The sequence below is a fragment of the Sphingopyxis macrogoltabida genome (assembly GCF_001307295.1).
Lineage (GTDB): Bacteria > Pseudomonadota > Alphaproteobacteria > Sphingomonadales > Sphingomonadaceae > Sphingopyxis > Sphingopyxis macrogoltabida_B.
In genome coordinates this window covers 4,320,455-4,344,944 of record NZ_CP012700.1, presented here as the reverse complement: position 1 = coordinate 4,344,944, position 24,490 = coordinate 4,320,455, and the positions used below count along the sequence as shown (strand labels likewise).

The 24,490-nt window shown below is 66.5% G+C and carries 24 protein-coding genes; 13 read left to right on the top strand and 11 right to left on the bottom strand.

Going from position 1 to position 24,490, the window contains the following annotated elements; translation table 11 throughout:
• Window positions 1–58 precede the first annotated feature (58 nt).
• Genes hemC through AN936_RS20090 form a run of 5 tightly spaced genes read left to right on the top strand, consistent with a single transcriptional unit; the run spans window position 59 to window position 5,017 of the window.
• The gene (gene hemC, locus AN936_RS20110) at window positions 59–1,012 is read left to right on the top strand and encodes a hydroxymethylbilane synthase (protein ID WP_054589637.1); all 954 of its coding nucleotides are present in this window, start codon (window positions 59–61) and stop codon (window positions 1,010–1,012) included.
• Window positions 1,009–1,698, top strand: coding sequence for a uroporphyrinogen-III synthase (locus tag AN936_RS20105; protein ID WP_054589636.1), 690 nt, complete (start codon window positions 1,009–1,011; stop codon window positions 1,696–1,698). Before hemC ends, AN936_RS20105 begins: the two co-directional genes overlap by 4 nt.
• Window positions 1,699–1,717: 19 nt before the next feature.
• Window positions 1,718–2,635 (top strand): mitofilin family membrane protein, encoded by a 918-nt coding sequence (locus AN936_RS20100; RefSeq protein WP_054589635.1) that lies wholly within the window; start codon window positions 1,718–1,720, stop codon window positions 2,633–2,635.
• 47 nt (window positions 2,636–2,682) lie between these two features.
• On the top strand, window positions 2,683–3,885 hold the full coding sequence (locus AN936_RS20095) for an acyl-CoA dehydrogenase (RefSeq protein WP_054589634.1): 1,203 nt from the start codon (window positions 2,683–2,685) through the stop codon (window positions 3,883–3,885).
• 1 nt (window position 3,886) lies between these two features.
• Complete coding sequence (locus tag AN936_RS20090) at window positions 3,887–5,017, top strand: CaiB/BaiF CoA transferase family protein (RefSeq protein ID WP_054589633.1); 1,131 nt, start codon at window positions 3,887–3,889, stop codon at window positions 5,015–5,017.
• Window positions 5,018–5,075: 58 nt separating this feature from the next.
• Here the strand turns inward: AN936_RS20090 and AN936_RS20085 are convergent, their stop codons facing one another.
• On the bottom strand, window positions 5,076–7,364 hold the full coding sequence (locus AN936_RS20085) for a TonB-dependent receptor (protein ID WP_054589632.1): 2,289 nt from the start codon (window positions 7,362–7,364) through the stop codon (window positions 5,076–5,078).
• 203 nt (window positions 7,365–7,567) lie between these two features.
• Here AN936_RS20085 and AN936_RS20080 point away from each other — a divergent pair, with 203 nt between their 5' ends.
• Window positions 7,568–8,209 carry a TetR/AcrR family transcriptional regulator gene (locus AN936_RS20080; protein ID WP_054589631.1) on the top strand — a complete coding sequence of 214 codons (642 nt, stop codon included), beginning with the start codon at window positions 7,568–7,570 and terminating at the stop codon, window positions 8,207–8,209.
• A 194-nt stretch (window positions 8,210–8,403) separates the two neighbouring features.
• Here the strand turns inward: AN936_RS20080 and AN936_RS20075 are convergent, their stop codons facing one another.
• The gene (locus AN936_RS20075) at window positions 8,404–8,886 is read right to left on the bottom strand and encodes an SRPBCC family protein (protein ID WP_054589630.1); all 483 of its coding nucleotides are present in this window, start codon (window positions 8,884–8,886) and stop codon (window positions 8,404–8,406) included.
• Between the two features lie 48 nt (window positions 8,887–8,934).
• Here AN936_RS20075 and AN936_RS20070 point away from each other — a divergent pair, with 48 nt between their 5' ends.
• Together AN936_RS20070 and AN936_RS20065 are read left to right on the top strand one after the other, a co-directional pair.
• Window positions 8,935–9,270, top strand: a complete 336-nt coding sequence (locus tag AN936_RS20070) for an ArsR/SmtB family transcription factor (protein ID WP_054589629.1) — start codon at window positions 8,935–8,937, stop codon at window positions 9,268–9,270.
• A gap of 164 nt (window positions 9,271–9,434) precedes the next feature.
• A complete protein-coding gene (locus AN936_RS20065) occupies window positions 9,435–9,725 on the top strand; it encodes a hypothetical protein (protein ID WP_054589628.1) in 291 nt (96 codons plus the stop codon).
• Between the two features lie 159 nt (window positions 9,726–9,884).
• Here the strand turns inward: AN936_RS20065 and AN936_RS20060 are convergent, their stop codons facing one another.
• Window positions 9,885–10,310, bottom strand: a complete 426-nt coding sequence (locus tag AN936_RS20060) for a hypothetical protein (protein WP_054589627.1) — start codon at window positions 10,308–10,310, stop codon at window positions 9,885–9,887.
• A gap of 106 nt (window positions 10,311–10,416) precedes the next feature.
• Between AN936_RS20060 and gyrB the strand changes: the two genes are divergently transcribed.
• Both gyrB and AN936_RS20050 read left to right on the top strand, forming a co-directional pair.
• Window positions 10,417–12,993, top strand: a complete 2,577-nt coding sequence (gene gyrB / locus AN936_RS20055) for a DNA topoisomerase (ATP-hydrolyzing) subunit B (protein ID WP_054589626.1) — start codon at window positions 10,417–10,419, stop codon at window positions 12,991–12,993.
• 237 nt (window positions 12,994–13,230) lie between these two features.
• Window positions 13,231–13,635, top strand: coding sequence for a septal ring lytic transglycosylase RlpA family protein (locus AN936_RS20050; RefSeq protein WP_054589625.1), 405 nt, complete (start codon window positions 13,231–13,233; stop codon window positions 13,633–13,635).
• 64 nt (window positions 13,636–13,699) lie between these two features.
• On the opposite strand, the gene metW is transcribed toward AN936_RS20050, so the two are convergent.
• A complete protein-coding gene (metW, locus tag AN936_RS20045; protein ID WP_054589624.1) occupies window positions 13,700–14,287 on the bottom strand; it encodes a methionine biosynthesis protein MetW in 588 nt (195 codons plus the stop codon).
• Between the two features lie 2 nt (window positions 14,288–14,289).
• Window positions 14,290–15,411, bottom strand: a complete 1,122-nt coding sequence (gene metX, locus AN936_RS20040) for a homoserine O-acetyltransferase MetX (RefSeq protein ID WP_054589623.1) — start codon at window positions 15,409–15,411, stop codon at window positions 14,290–14,292.
• A 79-nt stretch (window positions 15,412–15,490) separates the two neighbouring features.
• On the opposite strand from metX, the gene hisC reads away from it, so the two are divergent.
• Window positions 15,491–16,606: a histidinol-phosphate transaminase gene (hisC, locus tag AN936_RS20035; protein WP_054589622.1), complete on the top strand. Its 1,116-nt coding sequence runs from the start codon at window positions 15,491–15,493 to the stop codon at window positions 16,604–16,606.
• Window positions 16,603–17,508, top strand: coding sequence for a prephenate/arogenate dehydrogenase family protein (locus AN936_RS20030; protein WP_054590445.1), 906 nt, complete (start codon window positions 16,603–16,605; stop codon window positions 17,506–17,508). The genes hisC and AN936_RS20030 overlap by 4 nt, the downstream gene beginning before the upstream one ends.
• Window positions 17,509–17,607: 99 nt before the next feature.
• Here the strand turns inward: AN936_RS20030 and AN936_RS20025 are convergent, their stop codons facing one another.
• Genes AN936_RS20025 through ftsE form a run of 4 tightly spaced genes read right to left on the bottom strand, consistent with a single transcriptional unit; the run spans window position 17,608 to window position 20,519 of the window.
• Window positions 17,608–18,339, bottom strand: a complete 732-nt coding sequence (locus tag AN936_RS20025; protein ID WP_084758559.1) for a lysophospholipid acyltransferase family protein — start codon at window positions 18,337–18,339, stop codon at window positions 17,608–17,610.
• Between the two features lie 10 nt (window positions 18,340–18,349).
• Complete coding sequence (locus AN936_RS20020) at window positions 18,350–18,880, bottom strand: YdcF family protein (protein WP_054589621.1); 531 nt, start codon at window positions 18,878–18,880, stop codon at window positions 18,350–18,352.
• A complete protein-coding gene (locus AN936_RS20015; RefSeq protein WP_054589620.1) occupies window positions 18,877–19,794 on the bottom strand; it encodes a cell division protein FtsX in 918 nt (305 codons plus the stop codon). The genes AN936_RS20020 and AN936_RS20015 overlap by 4 nt, the downstream gene beginning before the upstream one ends.
• Complete coding sequence (gene ftsE / locus AN936_RS20010; RefSeq protein ID WP_054589619.1) at window positions 19,791–20,519, bottom strand: cell division ATP-binding protein FtsE; 729 nt, start codon at window positions 20,517–20,519, stop codon at window positions 19,791–19,793. The genes AN936_RS20015 and ftsE overlap by 4 nt, the downstream gene beginning before the upstream one ends.
• Window positions 20,520–20,688: 169 nt before the next feature.
• Between ftsE and AN936_RS20005 the strand changes: the two genes are divergently transcribed.
• Window positions 20,689–21,471 carry a zinc-ribbon domain-containing protein gene (locus AN936_RS20005; RefSeq protein ID WP_054589618.1) on the top strand — a complete coding sequence of 261 codons (783 nt, stop codon included), beginning with the start codon at window positions 20,689–20,691 and terminating at the stop codon, window positions 21,469–21,471.
• Between the two features lie 29 nt (window positions 21,472–21,500).
• On the opposite strand, the gene AN936_RS20000 is transcribed toward AN936_RS20005, so the two are convergent.
• Both AN936_RS20000 and rtcR read right to left on the bottom strand, forming a co-directional pair.
• Window positions 21,501–22,562, bottom strand: a complete 1,062-nt coding sequence (locus tag AN936_RS20000) for a YeiH family protein (RefSeq protein ID WP_084758558.1) — start codon at window positions 22,560–22,562, stop codon at window positions 21,501–21,503.
• Window positions 22,563–22,691: 129 nt separating this feature from the next.
• Window positions 22,692–24,290 (bottom strand): RNA repair transcriptional activator RtcR, encoded by a 1,599-nt coding sequence (rtcR, locus tag AN936_RS19995; protein ID WP_054589616.1) that lies wholly within the window; start codon window positions 24,288–24,290, stop codon window positions 22,692–22,694.
• Between the last annotated feature and the right edge of the window lie 200 nt (window positions 24,291–24,490).

Here is a 24,490-nt window from a genome sequence, read left to right as displayed (position 1 = left end):
GCATTTTCCTGCCCAAAAACCGGTTCCCACTTTTTCGGGAAATGCTCTAGCGGGGGATATGGCTTCGATCCCGCTTCCCACCCCCGCCCGCCCGCTGCGCATCGGCACCCGCGCCTCGCCGCTCGCGCTGGCGCAGGCGAATATGGCCGCCGCCGCGCTGATGGCCGCACACGGCCTCGACCTCGCGGCGCTCGAAATCGTGCCGATGACCGCGACCGGCGACCGGATTCAGGACCGCGCGCTCGCCGAGGTCGGCGGCAAGGCGCTGTGGACGCGCGAACTCGACGCCGCGCTCGATGCGGGCGAGATCGACATTGCGGTGCACTCGCTGAAAGATGTCGAGACGCTGCGCGATCCGCGCTTTTCCCTTGTTGCGATGCTTGAGCGCGCCGATCCGCGCGACCGGTTGGTCGTCCGCGACGGGATCGATGGGGCGGCGATTGCCGAGCTGCCGCAGGGCGCGCGGCTGGGCACGAGCAGCCCGCGCCGCGCCGCGCAGGTCCGGCGGCTACGCCCCGATATGGAAACGACGCTGCTGCGCGGCAATGTCGCGACGCGGCTCGGCAAGCTCGCGGCGGGCGATGTCGATGCGACCTTGCTCGCGGCGGCGGGGCTCGACCGGCTGGGGATGTACGAAGTCGGCAAGGTGATACCGATCGACCTCTTGCTGCCCGCGGCGTCGCAGGGCGCGATCGGGATCGAATGCCGCGCCGACGATGCGGCGACCCGCGCGCTGCTTGTGGCGGTCGATCATGCGGCGACGCACGCGGCGGTTGCGGCCGAGCGGGCATTTCTCGCCGCGCTCGGCGGCGATTGCCGTTCGCCGGTGGCGGCGCACGCGCATTGGCGGGACGACGGCACGCTGCGGCTCGATGCCGAGATTTATTCGGAAGACGGCGCCGAGCATGTCGCGGGACATGCGCTGATGAGCGATGCCGCTGCCGCCGCGGATCTGGCGCGCCGGCTGCTCGACGAAGCGCCCGAGGCGGTGCGGAGCCTGTTCGCGGCATGACGGCGGGCCTGCCGCTGCTCGTCACGCGGCCCGATCCGGGCGGCGCGGCGACGGTGGAACGGGCGCGGGCGCTGGGGCTCGATGCGCGGCATATGCCGCTGTTCGAGGCGCATGCGTTGCCCTGGGAGGTGCCCGACCCGGCGGATTTCGATGCCATGCTGGTGACGAGCGCGCAGGCGGTGCGGCTGGCGGGTGCCGGACTCGGCCGTCTCGCCGCGTTGCCGGTCCATGCGGTCGGCGCCGCCACCGCGCGGGCGGCCGACTCAGCGGGTCTGTCGGTCGCGGCGGCGGGCGACAGCGACGCGCAGCATCTGCTGGACACAATGGCATCGCAGGGCATGGCCCGCATCCTGTGGCTTTGTGGCCGCGACCGTTCGGCGTTCGACGCGCGCGGCGCGGCGCTGGTGCCCGTTCCTTGCTATGCCGTCGATCCGGTGCCGCCGCCGCCTGGATGGGATGCGCTGCTCGCGGCGCCGGCGGTGCTGCTCGCCCATTCGGCGCGCGGCGCGGCGCGGACCGCCGATCTGGCCGGCGCGGCGCGTAAGCATTTGAAACTGGTGGCGATCAGCGCGAAAGCGGCCGCCGCGGCGGGAAGCGGGTGGGCGGAAATTGCCGTTGCCGGTCGCCCCGATGACGCCGCGATGTTGGCAGAGGCGCATGCTTTGTGCCACAAGGGGGACAAATAGGGTCGTTCGAAAGAGACACATGGCAATCGACAGCATCGACACGTCCTCGCCGATCGGCGGCGAGGCTCCGGTGAGAAGGCTATCGTTCCGCACGCTCGCCATCGGCGCGTTCATCCTGCTCCTGATCGGCGTGGTCGGCGGCGGTTGGGCGATGAATCGCCTGCTCGCCGACGGCAAGGACAAGACACCGCTGACCAAGGTGATCGACACGCCGGCGGTGGCCGGCGCGTTGGGGCTTGCCGAGCAGGCCGAGGCTGAGGCCGCGGCCGGGCAGCCGGCGATGGTGGTGGCGCCGGTCGACGGCGCGAATGCCCTGGCGGCGCGGGTTGCCGAACTGGAACAGCGATTGTCGCGGATCACACTCGAAGCCGAATCGGCGTCGGGCAATGCGTCGCGGGCCGAAGGGCTGCTCGTCGCCTTTGCCGTTCGCCGCGCGCTCGATCGCGGTCTGTCGCTCGGCTATCTCGACGCGCAGCTCCGCCTGCGCTTCGGCGACGACCAGCCCAATGCGGTCAAGACGATTATCGACACCTCGCGCGAGCCGGTGACGCTCGAACAATTGCGCAGCGATCTCGACACACTCGCGCCGCAGCTAGTCGGACGCAGCGACGGCGACGGCAGCCTGTGGACCGGGTTTCGCCGCGAGATCAGCGAGTTGTTCACCGTCCGGCCGGCGGGAACGCAATCGACGCGCGCGTCGGAACGGCTCGACCGCGCGCGCCGCTATTTGGCGGCCGGGCAGGTCGACAAGGCGATTGCCGAGGTCGAGGCGATGCCGGGGGCCGAGGCCGCGAGCGAATGGCTGATCGACGCGCGCCGCTATCACGAGGCGCGCCGTGCGCTTGACCTCATCGAGACCGCAGCGATATTGGAGCCGCGCGACAGCCCGGCTGCCGCGATGGCCGGGCGCAAACCGGCGCCGACCGAAACTCCCTAGTGCGTCGCCCGGCAGGGCGACTCGCTTTCTGAAGAAAGCCCGTGACCATGGCCTTGGCCGATCCGCAGCGCATCGAGGCGCTCGACCCGTTCGATCCGCTCCAGCTCGACGACCAACTGAGCGAAGAGGAGCGGATGATCCGCGATGCGGCGCGTGCCTATGCCGAAGGCGAGCTGTTGCCGCGCGTCACCTCGGCCTTTCTCGACGAGCGTTTCGACCGCGAGATCATGTCCGAAATGGGCGCGCTCGGCCTTCTCGGCGCGACGATCGACCCTGAATATGGCGGCGCTGGGCTGAATTATGTCAGCTATGGCTTGATCGCGCGTGAAGTCGAACGCGTCGATTCGGGCTATCGCTCGGCCTGTTCGGTGCAGAGCTCGCTCGTCATCCATCCGATCAATGCCTATGGCAGCGAGGAACAGAAGCGCAAATATCTGCCCGGGCTGACCTCGGGCGAGCTGGTCGGCTGCTTCGGCCTGACCGAGCCCGACGCGGGCAGCGACCCCGGCAGCATGCGCACCCGCGCCGAGAAGATCGCAGGCGGCTATCGCCTCAAGGGCGCGAAGATGTGGATCACCAATTCGCCGATCGCCGACGTCTTCGTCGTCTGGGCGAAGTCCGAAGCGCACGACGGCGCGATCCGCGGCTTCGTACTCGAAAAGGGGATGAAGGGCCTGTCGGCGCCGAAGATCGAGGGCAAGGTGAGCCTGCGCGCCTCGATCACCGGCGAAATCGTGATGGACGGGGTCGAGGTCGGCGAAGATGCGCTGTTGCCGCATGTTTCCGGGCTGAAAGGGCCGTTCGGCTGTCTCAACCGTGCGCGCTACGGCATCGGCTGGGGCGCGATGGGCGCCGCCGAATTCTGCTATGAAGCCGCGCGCAACTACACGCTCGAGCGCAAGCAGTTCGGGCGCCCGCTCGCGGCGAACCAGATCGTCCAGCTCAAGCTCGCCAACATGCTCACCGAAATCTCGCTCGGGTTGCAGGCGGCGCTGCGCGTCGGCCGGCTGATCGACGACGGGCGGCTCGTCCCCGACGCGATCAGCCTCTTGAAGCGCAACAATTGCGGCAAGGCGCTCGATATCGCGCGCGTCGCGCGTGATATGCACGGCGGCAACGGCATTTCCGCCGACTATCACGTCATCCGCCACGCGGTGAACCTCGAGACGGTGAACACCTATGAGGGCACGCACGACGTCCATGCGCTGATCCTCGGCCGCGCGATCACCGGCATCGCCGCTTTTTCCTGAGATGAAGCCGCTGGAGGGTCTGCGCGTCGTCGAACTGGCGCGCGTGCTCGCCGGGCCGTGGTGCGGGCAGTTGCTCGCCGATCTCGGCGCCGAGGTGATCAAGGTCGAGCGGCCGGGCGCCGGCGACGACACGCGCGAATGGGGCCCGCCGTTCGTGACCGGACCGGACGGCGAGGCGCTCGGCGCGGCCTATTATCATAGCTGCAATCGCGGCAAGCGGAGCGTCGCGATCGACATCGCCAGCGCGCAAGGGCAGGCCGAGGTGCGCGCGCTGCTTGCCGGCGCGGATGTCGTGATCGAGAATTACAAGGTCGGCGGGCTCGTCAAATACGGGCTCGATCCGGCGCGGCTGCGCGCCGATTTTCCGCGGCTGATTATCTGCTCGATCACCGGTTTCGGGCAGACGGGCCCCTATGCGCATCGCGCCGGCTACGACTATATCGTCCAGGCGATGAGCGGCTTCATGTCGCTGACCGGCGAACCCGACGGCGCGCCGCAAAAGGCGGGTATCGCCTACGCCGACATCTTTACCGGCATGTATGCGACGGTCGCGATCCTCGCCGCACTGCGACGCCGTCACGTCACGGATGCCAAAGACGGTGGCGGCGCGCATGTCGATATGGCGCTGCTCGACAGCCAGGTCGCAGTGCTCGCGAACCAGGCCGCCAATTATCTGGCGAGCGGCGTGGTGCCCAAGCGGATGGGCAACGGCCATGTCAATGTCGTGCCCTATCAGGTGTTTGCGACCGCCGACGGCCAGCTCGTCATCGCGGTCGGCAACGACAGCCAGTATCGCAAGCTTTGCGCGATCCTCGGCAGCCCCGAATGGGGCGACGACCCGCGTTTTGCCAATAATGCCGCACGGCTCGCCAACCGCGCCGAGTTGATCCCGCTGCTCGCGGCGAAGATCGCGGCGTGGGACGCGCAGCCGTTGTCGCTGGCGCTCGAGGCCGAAGGCGTGCCGTCGGGGCCGATCAACGATATGGCGGGGGTCTTCGCCGATCCGCAGGTCGTCGCGCGCGGTCTGCGCTTCCGTCCCGAAGGTGCGTCGATCGACGGCGTCGCGAGCCCGATCGTCATCGACGGCGAACGGATGGTCGCTGCCACCGGCGCGCCGCGGCTCGGCACATAAAAAGGGGCGCCCAAGCGGACGCCCCTTTCCCCTTTTTTCCGTTCCTTTTTCCGGTCGATCAGAATTTGACCCCGGCGCGCACGGTGAAGGTGCGGGGCGCGCCGTAATAGACGGTGCGGATGCTGCCGATGCTGGAGAAGTCCTGCCCGTCGGTCTTGTAGCGCTTGTCCGAGAGGTTCTGGCCGTAGAGGCCGAGGCTGAATTTGCGCGCCTCGTCTTCCCAGACTATGCGGGCGTCGTGGAGCCAGTAGCCGCGCTGGAACAGCCCTTCGATCTCGGTCGTCGTGCCGACGGTGCCGACGATATAGGTGTTGTCGACCGCGAGCGCCGTGGTCGAGCGATAGCGCGTCTGGCCGCCCACCGTCAGGAAACCCGACCCGCCGAGATCGGCCTCATATTGCGCCCCGAAGCGCATCGTCCATTTCGGCGCGAAGGCGGGGCGCTGGAAGGCGCGGCTGCCGTCGGGGAAGCGCGCGTCGTCGAATTCCTTATATTCGGCGTCGAGATAGCCGATCTGGGTGTCGAGCAGCAGCCCCGTTGCCGGGGTGAGCGCGAGTTCGAGTTCGGCGCCGCGGATCTGCAGCTTGCCCGCGTTGAGCACGCTCAGCACCGGCACCGGCAGCCCGGTGTTCGGGTCGGAATCGATGCCCGATACGCGCGCCTGGAAATCCTTATAGTCGTTGTGGAACACCGCGATGCTGAAGCGCGCGATATCGGCGACCGATCCCTTGAACCCGGCCTCGTACGACCAGACTTTTTCGGGCGCATAGGCGGTCGATTCGGCGGCGCTGTTCGCGCGGCCGTTGAAGCCGCCCGATTTGAAGCCCTTGGCGGCGCGCGCATAGAACATCAGATTGTCGGTGAAGCGATAGTCGATCGAGGCCATTGGCGACCAGTCGTCCCAGCTCTGCTTGCGCGCGAACACATAGGGCGTGACGCTGGTCAGCAACGGGCTGGTCGAGAAGGTCGAGGTTGTCCGCCAGTAATCCTTCTTCTCGTCGGTATAGCGGAGGCCCGCCGAGATGCGCAGCGCATCGGTGACCGCAAAGCTGGCATTGGCATAGGCGGCGTAGCTTTTCGTCGTCAGCGTATCGTCGATCGTCCGCAGGAAGGTCGGGTTGCCGAGCAGCGGCCCGATCAGGTCGTCGGCATAGGCTTCCTGATGCGACGCGATATCTTCTTTCAGATAATAGAGCCCGCCGACCGCCTGCAGCCGCTCGCCGGTATAGTTGAGCTGCAATTCCTGGCTGAACTGTTTCTGCCAGACGCCGACGAACACATCGCCCATCTCGAGCTCGGTCGCGTCGATATCGACATAATCCTTGGTGACGAGCCGGCGATAGGCGGTGATCGACTTCAGTTCGAGATCGTCGGTGACGTTCCACGCGGCGGCCGCACTGGCGCCCCAGTGACGCAGCTTGGTCGAATTGGGCAGGCTGGGCGTCGTGAGGCCGGTGAAGTCATAGTCTTTCGGATCGGGGTTGGTCGGCAGGGCAAGGGCGGTGCCGCCGCCGATCAGATAGGTCAGCGAATTGAGCGGTTGACCGACGGTCAACGACGCGTCGTCGCGCGTATAGTCTAGCGAGACGTCGAGGCGGAAATCGGCGCTGGGGGTAAAGGCCAGCGCCCCGCGTGCGGCGACGGTGTCCTTGTCGTTATAATCGCGGTCGAGCACCGCATCCTCGACATAGCCGTCGCGCTTCGCCCGCATCACCGCGAAGCCGGCCGCGAGCGTGTCTGAAACGGGCCCCGAAGCCGACGCCTTGATCTCGAACTGGTCGTAGGAGCCGTAGGCGGCGGAAACACCGCCACGGAAGGTCTGGCCGGGCTTGCGGGTGACGACTTTCAGCGCGCCGCCGATGGTGTTCTTGCCGTAGAGCGTGCCCTGCGGCCCGCGCAGCACCTCGACGCGTTCGAGGTCGAGCAGGTCGAGCTGGGTGCCGCGGATGCGGCTGTAATAGACGTCGTCGACATAAACGCCGACCGCGGGGTCGAAGGTCTGCAGCGCGTCGGGCTGGCCGATGCCGCGGATATAGATGTTGGTCGCGTTCGACGAGCCGCGGCCCTGCACGACGTTGAGGTTGGGGACGGCGCCCTGCAGCCCGGTGGTGTCCGACGCCTGGATGCGGTCGAGCGCGCGTTCGGAAAAGGCCGATACCGACACCGGAACGGTTTCGAGCCGTTCCTCGGTGCGGCGGGCGGTCACGACGATCTCTTCGCCGCCGCCAGAGGCATTCGCGCCCTCATCGGCGGCGTCCTGCGCGAAAGCGGCCGGGGCGAAGGCGAGCATCGAAAGCGCGGTCGAGGCGAGGACGGCGCTGCGCAGGCCGCGGGCGAAAGGACGCATGAAAACTCTCCCATGTCGGGGGTGACCCCTCGCCACCCGCTTGCTTTTAGCGTGCCCGGTCTTGCCAAGCCGCGCGCCAGCCAATAATGAAACATGAACCAAGTTTCAACTTGGAATGTGGATCGCGCGTTTTTTGCTTGCCACTGGTGCGGAAAAGCCACGATGGCGAAGCGGGGCGGAAGAGCGGGGAAGGACCGAGGCAGATGGATCAGCCGCATGTCGCGACAGGCGATGCCGCAGCCGAGGCGGGGAACCCGGACAAGACGCCGCGCACCGAACGCGGGCGGCGCACCTTGCGCAAGCTGCTCGACGCGGCGGCGATCGAGTTCGGCGAACGCGGCTTTCACGATGCCTCGATCAGCGCGATCACCCGCCGCGCCGGAACCGCGCTCGGCAGCTTCTACACCTATTTCGATTCGAAGGACGAAATCTTCCAGGCGCTCGTCCGCTATATGAGCGAGCAATTGCGCGACCATGTCACGCCGCTGGTGCAGGCGGCACCCGACGAGATCAGCGCCGAACGCATCGGGCTCGAATCTTTCCTCGGCTTTGTGCGCGAGCACAAGGAAATCTACCGGATCATCGACGAGGCCGAGTTCGTCGATTACGCCAGCTATCGCCGCCATTATGAAACGACCGTCGCGCGCGTCCGCCAGCGGCTGGAAGACGGCGCGGCGCGCGGCGAGATTCGCGCCGACGTCGGCGAGGTCCATGCCTGGGCGATCGGCGGCATGAACGTCTTTCTGGGGATGCGTTACGGATTATGGGACGAGGACGCCGATATCGCGGAGATTGCACGCGTGGCGAACGACCTGCTCGCGAACGGGCTGAAGAGGCAGGACTGAGCGGCGGCGATCGGTTTCCGGGTAATTCGGGCTAGTGCCGCGGAGCGACCGACGGCTTCGGAGTGGAGAGCGGACGTTCCGGCTCCTATATGTACCTCGGCTTTCGCCGGGGTACACGATCATTATGTCCGCCATCGGCTGCAAACCAGCCTGCACCCCGTCCCGCGCAAAAGCCAGCCATCCTCTACAGCCGCCTACTTGTACATCCCGTCGCGCAAATTGATCCCGTGCTCGATCCACACTTTCAGCGCGCAGAGCATCTGCGACCAGCCCTGGCAATTGCCATAGGAGGCGCCGAGCGCGCCCTGATTCTCGCGCCAGCCCTCTTCGGCAATCTCGACCAGCGTGCGCCCGTCGTCGAGGCCCTTGAAATTCATCGTCACGCGCGTGCGATACTCGGCACCCTTGGACTCACTGCCTTCGATATTGTGCGCCTCGCCCTCGCTTGCCTGCCATTCGAGGACGATCTTCTCGTCGGGGACCACCTCGACAACATAGACGGGGAAGGCGCCCGGAAAGTCGTGGAAATCCCAGGTCACCGTCGCGCCGGTTTCGAGCCGCCCCTCGGCGCCGCCGGTGGTGAAATAATGCGACAGCTTGGCGGGGTCGGCGACGGCTTCGAAAACCTCGTGCACCGGCTTGGCGATCCGCGCCGCGACCCTGAATTTCAGTTCCATGATCATTCTCCGCTTGAGTCGGGATGACTTATGTTATAAATTTATAACATGTCAATCCATGAAGATTATGACCGGGTTTTCAAGGCGCTGGCGTCGCATGTCCGCCGCCAGATCCTCGACGACCTCAAGGACCAGCCGCTGACCACAGGCGTGCTGTGCAGCCATTTTCCCGATATCGACCGCTGCACGGTGATGCAGCATCTGAAGGTGCTGGAGGAGGCGGGCCTGGTGATCGCCGAGCGCCGCGGCCGCGAACGCTGGAACCACCTCGACGCAATGCCGATCCAGGATATCCACGACCGCTGGATCGGCCCCCACGCCGCCGCCGCGACGACAAAGCTCGCGCGGCTCAAACAGTCGGTCGAAAAGCGGTCCGAGCGATAGGGTTAGGGCTGTTGCGGCGCGCGGAGATTGCCCGCCCGTTTTCGTCGTCCCACCTTGTCCCGGATCGGCGCAGCGTCGACCTTGTGGACCTCGAATCAAGTCCGGGTGACGACTGTCTGAAACCGACCGATTGCGGACGTTGGCGTATCCGTTAGGTTCGCTGCATGAAGATAGCGAACATCACCGCGGCCGTTGCAATTCTGCTCTGGTTTGGGCTGGCAATCCTCGGGCGCAATCTCCTGATCGATGCCCTCACAGACGACGTTCCAGACTGGCCCACCGTGTCGAGCATCGATTTCGGAATTATTCTCCCGATGTCGTTAGCGTCGGCGCTACTGGCTTGGGCTTGGCTATGTAATGGCTTCTTGCGTCGCCCTTGGGCGCTGGCGGTTCCGTCGGTAATGTGCCTGGCCACCATGCTCCCATATTTTATGGTTATGGGCGGCGGTGTTTGATGACATCTTCCGAAATCACACCGAATGTTTGTTTCCAGTTTCGATGGAACAGTCGCTAACGGCCGCTTCCGGTCGAAAACGGTCGTTCCCGCCATTCGCTATCCCGATATCCGAGACCACAAAGATACCGAGCGAACGCCCATCCGAAGTTTTGTGGCTTTAACCCCCCAGCCGCACCGTCCCGCCCTTGATCCAGCCCCAGCGGCACGGGCCCTGATATTCGCGCGCGTTCGGTACCGACTTGCCGACGCCGCACATGTCCGCGTCGGTGCCGGGCGCGGCGAACACCACGCCGAACCACGCGTCGTTATCGGCCGCCTCGCACAGCGACACGCTGGCGCCGCCCGCAAGCTTCGCCTTGACCGCGCGCGTTTCGCCCGGCGCCCAATAGACGTCGGTGCCGCCGTCCTTGACGCGGCTGATGCTCGAACAGGCGGGCAGGCTCGGCCCCTCGGTGCCGATCATCACCGCGCGGGTGGCCAGCGGTTCGCCCGCGACGGCGGGGGCATTGTCGGCGGGCGGCGTGGGCTGCGAACAGGCGGCCAGCGCAAGGAGGGAAAGCGAGACGATAAGGCGATGTTTCATGATCCGAAACTAGCTGTCGCGGCGCGGCGGCGCAACGCCCCATCGGGACACGCCGAGAGCGGCATTTTCGCTTGGGTTTTACCGCTTCCGACCCTATATAATCGATATGACGGACACCCCTGAAAATATCGCCCCGACCGCGCCCGCCAACCAGCCCAATACCAATGCCTATGGCGCCGATTCGATCAAGGTTCTGAAGGGCCTCGACGCGGTGCGGAAACGTCCGGGCATGTATATCGGCGACACCGACGACGGGTCGGGTCTGCATCACATGGTGTTCGAGGTTTCGGACAATGCGATCGACGAAGCGCTCGCGGGTCACTGCGACCTTGTCCTGATCACGCTCAACAGCGACGGATCGGTCAGCGTCGAGGATAACGGCCGCGGCATCCCCACCGGCATCCATGCCGAGGAAGGCATTTCGGCGGCCGAGGTCATCATGACCCAGCTCCATGCGGGCGGGAAGTTCGAGAACACCAGCGACGACAATGCCTATAAGGTGTCGGGCGGTCTCCACGGCGTCGGCGTCAGCGTCGTCAACGCGCTCAGCGAATGGCTCGAACTCACCATCTGGCGCGATGGCGAAGAGCATTGGATGCGTTTCGAACATGGCGATTCGGTCGCGCCGCTCAAGGTCAACGGCCCCGCCCCCGCCGGCAAGAAGGGCACGCGCGTGACCTTCATGGCGTCGACCGAGACTTTCAAGAATGTCACCGAATTCGATTTCGAAAAGCTCGAGCATCGCTATCGCGAGCTCGCTTTCCTGAACTCGGGCGTCCGCATCAAGCTCGTCGACGCGCGCCATGCCGAACATCAAAGCCACGACCTTTTCTACGAAGGCGGGATCGCGGCATTCGTCAAATATCTCGACCGCAACAAGAATGCGCTGCTCCCCGATCCGATCGCGATCAGCAGCGAACGCGACGGTATCGGCATCGACGTCGCGCTCGAGTGGAACGACAGCTATTATGAAAATGTCCTCTGCTTCACGAACAACATCCCGCAACGCGACGGCGGCACGCACCTCGCCGCCTTCCGCGCCGCGCTGACGCGCACCTTGAACGGCTATGGCGACAAGTCGGGCATCCTCAAGAAGGAGAAGGTGTCGCTGACTGGCGAGGATATGCGCGAAGGTCTGACTGCGATTGTGTCGGTCAAACTGCCCGATCCGAAGTTCAGCTCGCAGACCAAGGACAAGCTGGTCAGCAGCGAGGTCCGCCAGCCGCTCGAAAGCCTGATGGCCGACCGGATGACCGAATGGCTCGAGGAAAACCCCGCCTATGCCAAGGCGGTGATCCAGAAGGTGATCGACGCCGCCGCGGCGCGCGAAGCTGCGAAAAAAGCGCGCGAGTTGACGCGGCGCAAGGGCGCGATGGATATCGCGAGCCTGCCCGGCAAGCTCGCCGACTGTCAGGAACGCGATCCCAGCAAGTGCGAACTCTTCCTCGTCGAGGGTGACTCGGCAGGCGGCTCGGCCAAGCAGGGCCGCGACCGCCATGTGCAGGCGATCCTGCCCTTGAAGGGCAAGATTCTGAACGTCGAGCGCGCCCGCTTCGACCGCATCATCTCGTCGAAGGAAGTCGGGACGCTGATCCAGGCGCTCGGCACCGGCATTCGCGACGAGTTCAACCTCGAAAAATTGCGCTATCACAAGATCGTGATCATGACCGACGCCGACGTCGACGGCGCGCATATCCGCACCTTGCTGCTTACCTTCTTCTACCGCCAGATGCCCGAGATCATCGAGGGCGGCCACCTCTACATCGCCCAGCCGCCGCTCTACAAGGTCGCGAAGGGGCGCAGCGAGGTGTACCTCAAGGACGATACCGCGCTCGAAAATTACCTCGTCGATGGCGGTATCGACGCGCTGATGCTCGAAACCACGGGCGGCGCAAGATCGGGTGCCGACCTGCGCGACCTGATCGAGCATGGCCGCCGCCTGCGCGCGCTGATGCGCTATGTTCCGCGCGGCCATAATTACGAGCTCGTCGAAGCCTTGGCGCTGAACGGCGCGCTCGATCCCGAACTCGACAGCGGCGGACGGACCGCGGCGGGCGTGCGCGCCGCCGAATGGCTCAACGCCGCTGAACGCGCGCTCACCGGAGGCGCCGAGGCGAAATGGACGATCGTCGCGGTTGACGGAGGTTATACGCTCGAAAAGCGCTGGCGCGGGGTCAGCGATCATCACGCGATCGACGCCGCCTTCCTCGCGAGCCAGGAGGCCCGCCGCCTGCACAAGCTCGCGAGCGAACAAGCCGAGACCTACGCCCATCCCGGCCGTTTGGTGAAGGGCAGCAGCGCCGCGGCCATCGCCGCCGACGCGGCCGCGCTGGCCGCCGCCGAGACCGCCGAAGACGATGCCGAAGCGAGCGACAGCGATCTGCCCGCCGCCACCGCCGGCAAGGTCACGCCAATCACGCGTCCGTCCGAACTGCTCGACGCGATCTTCGCGCACAGCCGCAAGGGCCTCGCGATCAGCCGCTACAAGGGGCTGGGCGAGATGAATGCGGAGCAGCTTTGGGAAACCACGCTCGATCCGTCGAACCGCTCGCTGCTCCGCGTCGAGGCTGAACAGGCCGACGTCGCGCACGAAATCTTCGAGCGGCTGATGGGCGACGAGGTCGAACCGCGGCGCGATTTCATCCAGACCAATGCGCTCAGCGTCGCCAATCTCGACGTCTGATGTCGTTTCAGCATAGCTGAAACGGTACGGCACCAGCCCGCTCCCCCACCCGGCCTCCCATTTCAGGATACGCTGTTGGGAGGCCCTGCGACGCCACGCGTCGTCTTCGGGCGGTGGGGGAGCGGGCTGGTGCCGTTTTTCCACAAGTGGCCGCAATTTCGGTTCGATTTAACGCGCGGCGGCTTGCCTCGGTACGCCGCCGCTGCTTTTGGCCCTCCACCACAAGGGGAGGATGTCATGCGGGCCTTTTCAGCCGTGCTGATCCCGCTTCTGCTGACGGTTTCGGCCGCGGCGCAGGAAGCCGAAGTCTTGGGCGACCCGATCGCCGCTGTCGATCAGGACACCGAAATCGACGGCGGCATGGCGAGCTATTATGGCGACGAACTCGCCGGCAATCGCACCGCGAGCGGCGAACGCTTCGACCCCGACGGGCTCACCGCGGCGCACCGCACGCTTCCCTTCGGCAGCATGGTCCGCGTCACCAACACGGTAAACGGCGACAGCGTCATCGTCCGCATCAACGACCGCGGTCCCTTTTCGCGCGGCCGCGTGATCGACGTCAGCCACGCCGCGGCGCGCCAGATCGGTATGCACCGCAGCGGCACCGCGCGCGTCAAGCTGGCGTTACTCAACGCCGACTGAGACCGGCGACGTTGAAGAGCGTCCGCTTCCGGCCGCAAGCCGCCGCAGCGTTCGTGAACGCGGATCAACGCCGCGAAATCAGGAAGATCGCATGTTCGGCGCGCCAGCTTGCGGCGGCGTCGCTCGTCGGCTTGTCGCCCGACAGATACCATGCCGCCTCGACCGCGATGCCCTTTTCGCGGAGCAGGTCGCGAAAGTCGCTGACCGTCACATGGTGGATATTGGGGGTCGCGTACCAGGCGACCGGGATCAACCGCGTCACCGGCATGCGCCCGCCCCACAAAAGCGCGAGGCGGATGCGCCAGTGCGCGAAATTGGGAAAGCTGACGAAGGCGCGCGGCGCGATGCGGAGGAGTTCGTCGACGACGCGGTCGGGACGCTCGGTCGTCTGCAGCGTCTGCGACAGGATCGCATAGTCGAACGCGTCGCCCGGATAGTCGGCGAGGTCGCGGTTGGCGTCGCCCTGCACCACCGACTGGCCGCGCGCGATCGCCGCGGTGACGTTCGCGGGGTCGATTTCCAGCCCGCGCGCATCGACGCCCTTGTCGCGCAGCGCCGCCATCAGCTCGCCGTCGCCGCAGCCGATGTCGAGCGCGCGCGATCCGGGCGGCACGGCATCGGCGATGATCGCGAGGTCGGGGCGCAGCGCCATCGTCAGCCGCCGCTGCCGAGCGCGCCGGCGACGAGCCGGTCGAGCGCGGGGACGTCGAGGAGGAACGAGTCGTGGCCGAACGGCGCCGACAGCTCGACGAAGCTCGCCGCCGCGCCGACGCTTTGCAGCGCCTGGACAATGCGGCGCGATTCGGCGGTCGGATAGAGCCAGTCGGTGTCGAAGCTGACGAGCGTGAAGCGCACGTCCTTCGCGCCAGCGAACGCACCCGCGAGCCGCCCGTCGTGCGCGTCGGCGAGGTCGAAATAGTCCATCGCGCGCGTGATATAGAGATAGGCGTTCGCGTCGAAGCGGTCGGTGAAGGCGAGCCCCTGATGCCGCAGATAGGATTCGATCTGGAAATCGGCGTCGAAGCCGAAGCTCTTGATGTCGCGCGCCTGCAGGCGGCGGCCGAATTTCTCGGTCAGCCCCGCTTCGGAGAGATAGGTGATATGCGCCGCCATCCGCGCGACCGCGAGCCCCTTGGCCGGGGCGCGGCGGCTGCCGTAATATTGGCCGTCCTGCCAGTCGGGGTCGGCCATGATCGCCTGCCGCCCGACTTCATGGAACGCAATATTCTGCGCCGAATGCCGCGCCGCGCTGGCGATGACGATCGCTGAGCCGAGCCGTTCGGGATAATATGTCGTCCACGCGAGTGCCTGCATCCCGCCCATCGAGCCGCCGACGACCGCATGCAGGCGGTCGATGCCGAGATGATCGAGCAGCATCGCCTGCGCGCGCACCATGTCGGCGATGGTGATGACGGGGAAATGCATGCCGAGCGGCGCGCCGGTCGCCGCATCGGGGCTCGCGGGGCCGCTCGACCCCATGCAGCTCCCGAGCACATTGGCGCAGAGGACGAAATAGCGGTCGGTGTCGATCGGCTTGCCGGGGCCGACCATGCGCGCCCACCAGCCGGGCTTGCCCGTCGCGGGATGGTCGCTCGCGACATATTGGTCGCCGGTCAGCGCGTGGCAGACGAGCACGGCGTTCGCCCGGTCGGCGGCGAGCGTGCCATAGCTTTGATAGGCGATCGTCACCGATGGCAAGATTTGCCCGCTGTCGAGCGGCAGCGGCGCGGCAATCGTCACGCTCTGGTGCTGGATCTGGTGGAGCAGGCTCGCCATGACAGGCGCGGGGCTAAGGGGGTGCGGGAGTGCTGTCAATGCGCTGGACTTGGCGCGCGCAGCCGCTAAACGGCGCCGCATGACCGACAGCAGCGCCATCCTCACTCCGAAGCCGTGGATCAGCGGTATCGCACCCTATGTGCCGGGCAAGTCGGCGGGTGCGGACGGTCGTCCGCTCATAAAGCTTTCGGCGAACGAAAATCCGCTTGGCACTGGCGAAAGGGCCCGCGCAGCTTTCGCGGCGGCGCAGGCGGCCCCCGACGCGCTGTCGCGCTATCCCGATCCCGGCGCGGCCGAGTTGCGCGAGACGATCGCGGCGAAATTCGGGCTCGATCCGGCGCGGGTGATCTGCGGCAACGGATCGGACGAACTGCTCCATCTCGCCGCGGGAACCTATGCCGGGGCGGGGGACGAGATCCTCTATGTCCGTTACGGCTTTGCGGTCTACGAGATCGCCGCGCGCCGGGTCGGCGCGGTGCCGGTCGAGGCCGACGACCGCGACTATGCGACCGACGTCGACGCGCTGCTCGCCGCGGTGACCGACAAGACGCGCGTCGTCTATCTTGCCAACCCGAACAATCCGACGGGCACGCTCGCGACGCGCGAAGAGGTCGCGCGCCTCTACGCCGGGCTGCCGAAAAATGTCCTGTTCGTGATCGATCAGGCCTATAGCGAATATCTGTCGGAGGCCGAGGACGACGGCGGGCTCGAGCTCGCGAAGACGCAGCCCAATGTGTTGGTCACGCGCACCTTTTCCAAGATTCACGGGCTTGCCGCCGAGCGCATCGGCTGGGGCTATGCGGCGGCCGAGGTGATTTCGGCGCTGCACCGAATCCGCCTGCCGTTCAACGTTACGCGCGCCGGACAGGCCGCGGCGGTCGCGGCGCTCGGCGACGACGACTTCGTGACGCACAGTCGCGAGCATAATGCGAAGTGGCGGGCGTGGCTGACCGGCGAACTCGAAAGCCTCGGCAATCACGGGATTCGCGTCGTGCCGTCGGCGTGCAATTTCCTGCTCGTGCTGTTCGAGGGCGAGACGAGTGCCGAGACCGTCTACAACCGGCTGATGGAGGCGGGCTATATCGTCCGCTGGCTGCCGGGGCAGGGGATTCCGCAGGCGCTGCGCATGACGATCGGCACCGAGGACGAAACGCGCGGGCTCGCGGCGGCGATCCGCGCCGTGCTGAACGGCTGATGGCGATAGAGCGCGTCGCCATCGTCGGCTTGGGCCTGATCGGCTCGTCGGTCGCGCGCGCCGTCAAGGAGCGGTTGCCGCAGGTGGTGGTCGTCGGCCATGACGCCAAGGCCGAGGTGCGCGACATCGCACGCGAACTCGGCTTCTGCGACGCGATCGTCGATGCGCCGGCCGCTGCGGTCGCCGACGCCGACCTGGTCATCTTCGCCGTCCCCGTCGGCGGCATGGCCGATGCGGCGCGCGCGGTGGCGCCGGGACTCCGCGACGGCGTGATCATTTCGGACGTCGGTTCGTCGAAGGCGGGGGTCGCCGCTGCGCTCGGCGCCGCGCTGCCCGGCCATATCGTCATTCCGGCGCACCCGGTCGCAGGGACCGAGAACAGCGGTCCGGCGGCGGGGTTCGCGAGCCTGTTCGAGGGCCGCTGGTGCATCGTCACCCCGGGCGCCGGAGCGCCCGAGGATGCCGTCCAAGCGCTCGCCGGCTTCTGGCAGGCGCTCGGTGCGCGGGTCGAGACGATGGATGCGGCGCACCACGACATGGTGCTCGCGGTGACCAGCCACCTGCCGCACCTCATCGCCTATACGATCGTCGGCACGGCCAGCGAGCTCGAGGAAGTGACCGAGAGCGAGGTGATCAAATATTCGGCGGGCGGTTTCCGCGACTTCACGCGCATCGCGGCGAGCGATCCGGTGATGTGGCGCGACGTATTCCTCGCCAACAAGGAAGCGGTGCTGGCGACCTTGCAGCGCTTCAACGAGGATCTGACCGTTCTCCAGCAGGCGATCCGCCGCGGCGACGCCGGCAAGCTCGAGGACTGGTTTACGCGGACCCGCGCAATCCGCCGCTCGATCATCGAACAGGGGCAGGATGACGCCGCGCCCGACTTCGGGCGCAAGCATTAAAACCAAGCGCCCAACCTCCGTTCGTATCGAGCGAAGTCGAGATACGCTTGCACCGCCTTTGCCTTCACGTGTCTCGACTTCGCTCGACACGAACGGGAATCAAGGAGCTTTGTATCCCTCCAGCAAGGCTCCGGGCGGGTTCAGCGCGTTGATCGCGCGCCACACGCGGTCCTCGGCCTCCTCGCGCGGCAGGCCGGCGGGGATCGTTTCGCCGATCTTGTAGGTGATCGTCCCCGGCCATTTGACCCAGCGGCGCGGCGGATAGGCGATGCCGCTGTTCACCGCGACCGGGATCACCGGCACGCCGAGCAGGCGGTAGATGCCCGCGAAGCCCGAGCGCAGCGGCGGCGCTTCGCCATGCGGAATGCGCGTTCCTTCGGCGAACAGCACCAGCGGGCGGCCCTTGGCGAGCGCGGCCTTGGCAGCGTTCAGCATGGCGCGCATTGCCTTGCCGCCGCCGTCGCGGTCGACCGGAATCAGGCCATAGAAATGCGCCGCCTGCCCCCAGACGGGAATATTGAACAATTGTTCCTTGGCGAACACCGCGGGATGCCTGAAGAGCCCCGGCTGCTCGATCGTCTCGAACGCGCCTTCATGCTTGAAGACATAGAGGACGGGAATGTCGGGCATCTCGCCGTCGACGACGATCTTGTGGCCGAGCACGAAGCGGCAGATCAGCCGGTGGAACTGCGCCCAGATGCGCACGAACCAGATCGTCGCCTTGTGCGAGACCGGCAGCGAGATTACCGCGCCGATCGAGCTGAAGCTGCTCATCAGGACGAACAGCAGCCAGAACAGGATCGAGCGGAGGAGGGCGATGGTGTAGCGCACGAAAGGGCGTTTACAGGCCGAGCAGCCCGCCCGCCAGCCCCGCGAGATATTTATGATATTCGCGGAACAATGTCGCGAAATTGGGCTGGCTGCGCACCGCGTCGGGGAGGATCGTCACCTTGTCGCCGATCGCGCGGCCGATCTCATATTCGGCGCGGCGCATATGCCAGTCGGTGGTGATCAGGCGGATGCTCTTGTAGCCCCGCCGTGCAACCCATGTCGCCACTTCGGTGGCGTTCGACCGCGTGTCTTCGGCCTCGAAACCCAGTGCGATGCAGCAAGCGAACAATTCTTCGGGGCGCTTATATTCGGCGGCGAGCTCCCTGGGCTTCACCTCACGCGCGACGCCGCTGATCAACAAGCGCTTGGCGTCGCCCGCTTCGAGCCGCTCGAGCGCGCGGTCGATCCGGCCCGGGCCACCGGTGAGGACGACGATGGCGTCGGTCTTTTCGGCCTTGGCGGGGAGCGGCAGCAGCAGCGCGAACCATGCGAAGCCGAGCACCCAGGCCAGGAACAGGAGGGAAAGCAGGCGCTTGATCATAAAATCTTCTTGAGCGCGGCGAGCAGGGTCTGGCGCGCCGTCAGGGCTGCGAGCGCGATAGCCAATAGCGGCAACGCCAGCAAGAGCGCCCAGCCCGCCGGGCCCAGCGACGCGGTCGCGGCGAGCCCCGATGTCACTCCCGACCATTGCCAGCCGATCAGCAGCAGGATCGCCGCCGCGACGACGCTGCCGAGCGCGATCCCGTAAGCGGTGTCGATGGCGATGCGGCGCTGGAACAGGCGAGTGATCTGGCGGTCGGTTGCGCCGATCAGGTGCAGCATCTCGATCGTCGCATAATGGGTGCCGAGCGCGGCGCGCGCGGTCATGATCACGACGGCGGCGCTCGCCAGCGTCATCAGCAGCACGAGCGCCCCCGCGACCCACGCGAGGCTGCGGATCAGCCGCGCGACCGGCCCCAGCCATTCGGCGTGCGGGATGATGCGCGCACCGGGAGCTTCCTGGGCGACCAGCGTGCGCAGCGCTTCCATATGCCCGGCGCGATCCTCGCCGACGAAATCGATATCGACCAATGCGGGCAGGGGCAGCGACCGCAGCACCGGGTCGTCGCCCCCCGCGCCGCCGTCCTCGCCGCCGAACCACTGGCCGAGCGTCGCCCGCAGTTCCTGCTGGTCGACGCTGCGCGCCGAGCGGACAAAGGATTGCGCGGCGGCGCGGCGGCGGAGCGCCGCCGCCTGTTCGGCGCGGGTCACCGGATTGGCGGTGACGATCTGTACCGTCACCCGGCCGGCGATCGCGCTGCCGATCGCATTCGCCGAGCGCGCAAGCCCGACCCCCGCGGCGGCGGCAAGCAGGGTCAGCATCATCAATATCGCGATCACCCACGGCGTCGGCCCCGAGAGGCGGCGGTCGGGGAGCAGGCGGCGGTGCTGGACGGGGACGCGCGGGATGATCATGCGCGATTCGGCGGATAGCGCAGCGCGCCGGTCGGATCGGCGAGCCGCCCCTTTTCGAGGCGCATCATCTGGGCGTTGTCGATACGGCTGATCAGATGGATATCGTGGGTCGCGACGACGACGGTGGTGCCGAGGCGGTTCAATGCCTCGAACAGCCCGAGCAGGCGCATCGCCATGTCGGGATCGACGTTACCCGTCGGTTCGTCGGCGACGAGCAATTGCGGCCGCGCGATCACCGCGCGCGCAATCGCGACGCGCTGTTGCTCGCCGCCCGACAGCGTCGCGGGGCGCGCGTCGGCGCGTTCGTCGAGCCCGATCCAGCTCAACATCTCGCCGACCGGTCCCGACAGATCCTCTTCGCTCACCCCCGAAATGCGCAGCGGCAGTGCGATATTGTCGCGTGCCGACAGATGGGGGATCAGGCGGAAGTCCTGGAAGACGACGCCGATGCGGCGGCGAAAGCCAGGCAGGCGGTGGCGCGGCATGCTGACCAGATCCTCGCCGAACAGCCGCACGATGCCACGGCTCGGCCGCTGCGCGAGATAGAGCATCTTGAGCAGCGAGGTCTTGCCCGCGCCCGAAGCGCCGGTGAGGAAATAGAAGCTGCCCGGCTGGAGATTGAAACTGATGTCCGAAAGCACCTCGGCATCGGGGCCGTAGCGCAGCCCGACACCGTTGAATTCGACCATCGCGCCGCCCGGGCGCGGGCTGAGGGCGTCGGTCATGGCGTCACGCGCGCGTCAGGCCGCGCGGGCGTCGGAATAAGGTTCGGGGGCGCTGCGGCGCTCATCCGCTGCCTGTTACACGGCTGCCGGGCGAGGTAAAGTGGGGAGTAACCTCGCTGTCGCGACGCGGCGCTTGCAACGGTGCGAATCAGCGTGTTTAGAGTGACGCATGATCCTTGCCTGCCCGTCCTGTCATACGCGGTATGTCGTGCCCGATACGGCAATCGGACCCAATGGCCGCACCGTCCGCTGCGCCAATTGCCGGCATAGCTGGTTCCAGGAACCCGCCGCCGCGGCGACGGTGGCACCGCCGGTCGCAAGTGCGACGCCGGCCGAAGCCGCGCCTGCACCGGCACCGGCAACTCCGGCTTCTCCCCCGGTCGAGCCTCCGCCCCCGGCGCCCGCCCCGGTCGTCGAACCGGCTCCGCCGCCGCCGCCGGAGGCCTTTGCCGCCGAACCCGCGCCGCGGCCCGCCGCGGCGGTTGCTGCGAGCGAGGCGCCCCTGCCCTTCCGCCGCCCGCGGCGCAATCCGGCGAAGCGCTGGACGCTGATCGCCGCGAGCGCCGCGGTGCTGATGATCGCCGCCACCGGCGCGCTCTACTGGTTCGGGCTGCCGGGCTGGGCACAGGGGCTCGGCATTCCGGGGATGGTCGACGAGCCCGATCTGGTCATCGAACTGCCGCCGAACCAGGACCATCGCGAGCTCGCCGACGGGACGATCTATTTCGCCGCGTCGGGGGTGATCATCAACCCGACCGACCGTGAACAGCGCGTGCCGCCGATCCTCGCCGAGCTGCGCGATGCGCAGGGGACGATCGTCTATAGCTGGACGATCAAGCCGCCGGTGCGCACGCTGCCGCCGAACGAGAAGGTCAATTTCAGCGAGGCCAAGCTCGACATCCCGCGCCGGGCAACGCAGCTCACGGTAAGCTGGGCGCTCCCGAAAGAGTGATTTGCGCTATTTGGCGTGACGTCGCGGCGTCACAGGCTGAGCGCCGCGGCGAGCGAGAGCAGGAAGCTGGTCAGCGTCGCGACGATGATCGGCGCGAAGCTGCGCCATCCCTGATCGAGCAGCAGGTGGAGCCGCGCCTTCATCGCGGTGGCGACGATGGCGAGCAGGAGCAGCGCCTGCGCCCCGGTGGCGGCGGCGCCCTGCACCGGCTGCGGGATCGCGACGAGCGAATTGACCGCGGCGACGGCGAGAAAGCCGATAATGAACCATGGCAGGCGGAGCGGGATACGGAACTTTCCGTCGCTTTCGCCGCTGCGGCCGAGCCATAGCGCGACGAGCATCAGCATCGGCGCGAGCAGCGCGACACGCGCGAGCTTGACGATCGTCGCGACCTCGCCCGCTTGCGGCGAGAAGGAGAAGCCGCCGCCGATCGCCTGCGCCACGTCGTGGATCGAGGCACCGATCAGGAAACCCGCTTGCGCATCGGTCAGGCCAAGCTGCGCCGCGAGCACCGGATAGAGCGTCATCGCCAGCGCGCTCGCGACGGTGATCCCGACCAGCGTCAGCGTGAAGCGCGCCTGATCGACCCGCTTGTCGCCGATCAGCGAATAAAGCGCGAGCGCCGCCGACGCGCCGCAGATCGCGGTGGCACCGCCCGCCAGCAGCGCGGCGTGGCGGTCCTGCGCGAACAGCCGCGCGGTCGAGACGGTGACGACGATCACCGCGAGCATGATGAGGAGGAGCAGCGCGAAGGGCAGCGGCCCGAGTTCGGCAAGCTGCTGCGCGGTGACGCGGGCGCCGACCAGAACGATGCCGACCCGCAAGGCGGTTTGCGACATCAGGTCGAGCCCGGCGTGGGTGCGCGCATCCTGCGACAGGAAACTCAGCGCGAGCCCGATCAGCAGCCCCATCAGCACGATCGGCGCGGCATAATGATCGGCGAGCCAGGCGGCGGCGAGCGCGGCGATCGCAGTGACGAGCACCCCGGGCAGATAGTCGCGCCAGCGATGCCGTGCGGGTGGATGCGCCTCGAGCTGCATCTCGCCATACAGGTCGGCGGCCATCGGCCAATGCTGTTCGGATGCTTTCACGCGTGTTCCCGGCCCCGTTTCGCGCGTCGGCTTGGCACATCTGTGCGGTCCGGTCGATAGGCCATTGCTGGCGCGCTCTACCGGAACGCTGCGCTAAGCGACCCACCCCAAATCATTGAGCGCTGGCCGTCATGGGATTCTCGTGGCCATGATGATTGATGCGTCCAGATCGAAACGGGCCAGATATTTTCGCAGGCGGTCGGCGTCATTTGTCGATTTGCGAAGTTCTCGGGAAGCCGCGAATAATTTTCGTCCAGCCGCCGACAGGCTGCCGCTGCAACGGCATATCTCCACCGCATAGGCGAGTTGTACACGGTCAAAGGGATCGATCCGGGCGAGCGCCTCGTCGGATAACAGGGTGCCGAGACGATCGGTATCGTCTTTGGTGCCGGTCCAGAGTGAGCGGAGGCGCGATAGTTCGACGTCGACGATGTCGGTGTCGATGCGTCCGGTCGGCGTGAGCGTCGCCATTCGCGTGATGCTTGCGGCGAGATCGCGGAAATTGCCGCGCCACAAGGCGGCCGGATCTTCCGCGAAGCGCAGGTAGCGGTCGCGTGCTTCCTTGTTGAAGGTCACGCGCATCCCCTCGCGTTCGGCGAAACGTTCGAGTTCGAAATCGAGATTGGGAGCGATATCCTCGCGCCGCTGCGCCAGCCCCGGCAAGCTGAACGTCCAGAGATTCAGTCGCGCAAACAGGTCCTCGCGAAACCGCCCGGCCGCCACTTCGCCGACCAGATCGCGATTGGTGCCGGCGATAAGCTGGAAATCGCTCGCCGCCTCCTTGTCGGCGCCGACGGGAAGGAAGCATCCTTCCTCCACCGCACGCAGGATCATCGCCTGCTCGTCGAGACCGAGTTCGCCGATCTCGTCGAGGAAGAGAAGGCCCTTGTCGGCGGTTTTCAGAAGGCCGGGACGATCCTGCACGGCGCCCGTAAACGCCCCTTTGCGGTGGCCGAACAGCGCCGACATCGCACTGTCGCCCTTCAGCGTCGCGCAGTTCACCTCGACGAAAGCGCCGCCGGTCCGGTGCCGCAGCTTCTTGAGCTCATAAATTTTGCGCGCAAGCTGGCTCTTGCCTGCACCCGTCGGTCCCATCAACAGGATCGGCGCACAGCTGCGCACCGCGACATGCTCGATCTCGTCGATCATGCGGTTGAAAGCGGCGTTTCGCGTTTCGATCCCGTTCTTCAGGAAGCTGGCGCTCTCCGCACTCGCCTCGGCAAAGCGTGTCGCGATGCTGTCGTAGCGCGAGAGGTCGAGATCGATGACGCCCCACGTCCCGACCGGTTGCGGCGCGCCGCGCTGCGGTTGGGTCTGGAGCAGCTTGCCCGGCAGGTAGCGCGCCTCGGTCAGCAGGAAGAGGCAGATCTGCGCGACGTGCGTGCCCGTCGTGATATGGATCAGATAATCCTGCGCATCGGGATCGAAGGGGAAGTCGCGCGCGAAGTCGAGCAGCTTCCCATAGACCTCCTCGAAATCCCACGCGTCGTCGAAGTCGAGGAGGTGCGGCACGACCTCGGTCTCCGGCGATACGTCACGGATGTCGTCGGCGACGAACTCGGCCAGGCGGCGATGATAGCTGCCGTGGATGAGGATGAAGCGGTCGATGCGCAGGTCTTCCTGCATGCATATGCTCACCGTCGGCCGCCACTTGTTCCAGCGCGAGGGGCCGAACTTGGCTGCGTCGAGCGTCGACCCGAGAAATCCGATGACCGTGAGTGGTTTCATGCCGACCTTTATACAACAGTATAAGAAACGATACCATAATATCGGATTATGCCAAGCGGCGATGCGCGATACCTTCGCCAGCAGAAAATAAAATTATTTAATAACAACTATATAGAGAAAAATCGCACGAAAATCGTCATTTGGCACAGCTCCTGCAATACATTCGGCGTCGGGGTTCACGTCCCCCGATGGAGTGGAGC

Bases quoted from the DNA above. Each gene is read 5' to 3' on its own strand.
- AN936_RS20015 (WP_054589620.1), bottom strand. From the start codon at position 19,794: ATGATCATCCCGCGCGTCCCCGTCCAGCACCGCCGCCTGCTCCCCGAC.
- AN936_RS20065 (WP_054589628.1), top strand. From the start codon at position 9,435: ATGAAGATAGCGAACATCACCGCGGCCGTTGCAATTCTGCTCTGGTTT.
- AN936_RS20005 (WP_054589618.1), top strand. From the start codon at position 20,689: ATGATCCTTGCCTGCCCGTCCTGTCATACGCGGTATGTCGTGCCCGAT.
- AN936_RS20070 (WP_054589629.1), top strand. From the start codon at position 8,935: ATGTCAATCCATGAAGATTATGACCGGGTTTTCAAGGCGCTGGCGTCG.
- AN936_RS20060 (WP_054589627.1), bottom strand. From the start codon at position 10,310: ATGAAACATCGCCTTATCGTCTCGCTTTCCCTCCTTGCGCTGGCCGCC.
- gyrB (WP_054589626.1), top strand. From the start codon at position 10,417: ATGACGGACACCCCTGAAAATATCGCCCCGACCGCGCCCGCCAACCAG.
- AN936_RS20050 (WP_054589625.1), top strand. From the start codon at position 13,231: ATGCGGGCCTTTTCAGCCGTGCTGATCCCGCTTCTGCTGACGGTTTCG.
- AN936_RS20085 (WP_054589632.1), bottom strand. From the start codon at position 7,364: ATGCGTCCTTTCGCCCGCGGCCTGCGCAGCGCCGTCCTCGCCTCGACC.
- AN936_RS20020 (WP_054589621.1), bottom strand. From the start codon at position 18,880: ATGATCAAGCGCCTGCTTTCCCTCCTGTTCCTGGCCTGGGTGCTCGGC.
- AN936_RS20090 (WP_054589633.1), top strand. From the start codon at position 3,887: ATGAAGCCGCTGGAGGGTCTGCGCGTCGTCGAACTGGCGCGCGTGCTC.
- AN936_RS20080 (WP_054589631.1), top strand. From the start codon at position 7,568: ATGGATCAGCCGCATGTCGCGACAGGCGATGCCGCAGCCGAGGCGGGG.
- metX (WP_054589623.1), bottom strand. From the start codon at position 15,411: ATGGCGAGCCTGCTCCACCAGATCCAGCACCAGAGCGTGACGATTGCC.
- ftsE (WP_054589619.1), bottom strand. From the start codon at position 20,519: ATGACCGACGCCCTCAGCCCGCGCCCGGGCGGCGCGATGGTCGAATTC.
- AN936_RS20075 (WP_054589630.1), bottom strand. From the start codon at position 8,886: ATGGAACTGAAATTCAGGGTCGCGGCGCGGATCGCCAAGCCGGTGCAC.
- rtcR (WP_054589616.1), bottom strand. From the start codon at position 24,290: ATGAAACCACTCACGGTCATCGGATTTCTCGGGTCGACGCTCGACGCA.
- AN936_RS20100 (WP_054589635.1), top strand. From the start codon at position 1,718: ATGGCAATCGACAGCATCGACACGTCCTCGCCGATCGGCGGCGAGGCT.
- hemC (WP_054589637.1), top strand. From the start codon at position 59: ATGGCTTCGATCCCGCTTCCCACCCCCGCCCGCCCGCTGCGCATCGGC.
- AN936_RS20095 (WP_054589634.1), top strand. From the start codon at position 2,683: ATGGCCTTGGCCGATCCGCAGCGCATCGAGGCGCTCGACCCGTTCGAT.
- AN936_RS20105 (WP_054589636.1), top strand. From the start codon at position 1,009: ATGACGGCGGGCCTGCCGCTGCTCGTCACGCGGCCCGATCCGGGCGGC.
- metW (WP_054589624.1), bottom strand. From the start codon at position 14,287: ATGGCGCTGCGCCCCGACCTCGCGATCATCGCCGATGCCGTGCCGCCC.
- hisC (WP_054589622.1), top strand. From the start codon at position 15,491: ATGACCGACAGCAGCGCCATCCTCACTCCGAAGCCGTGGATCAGCGGT.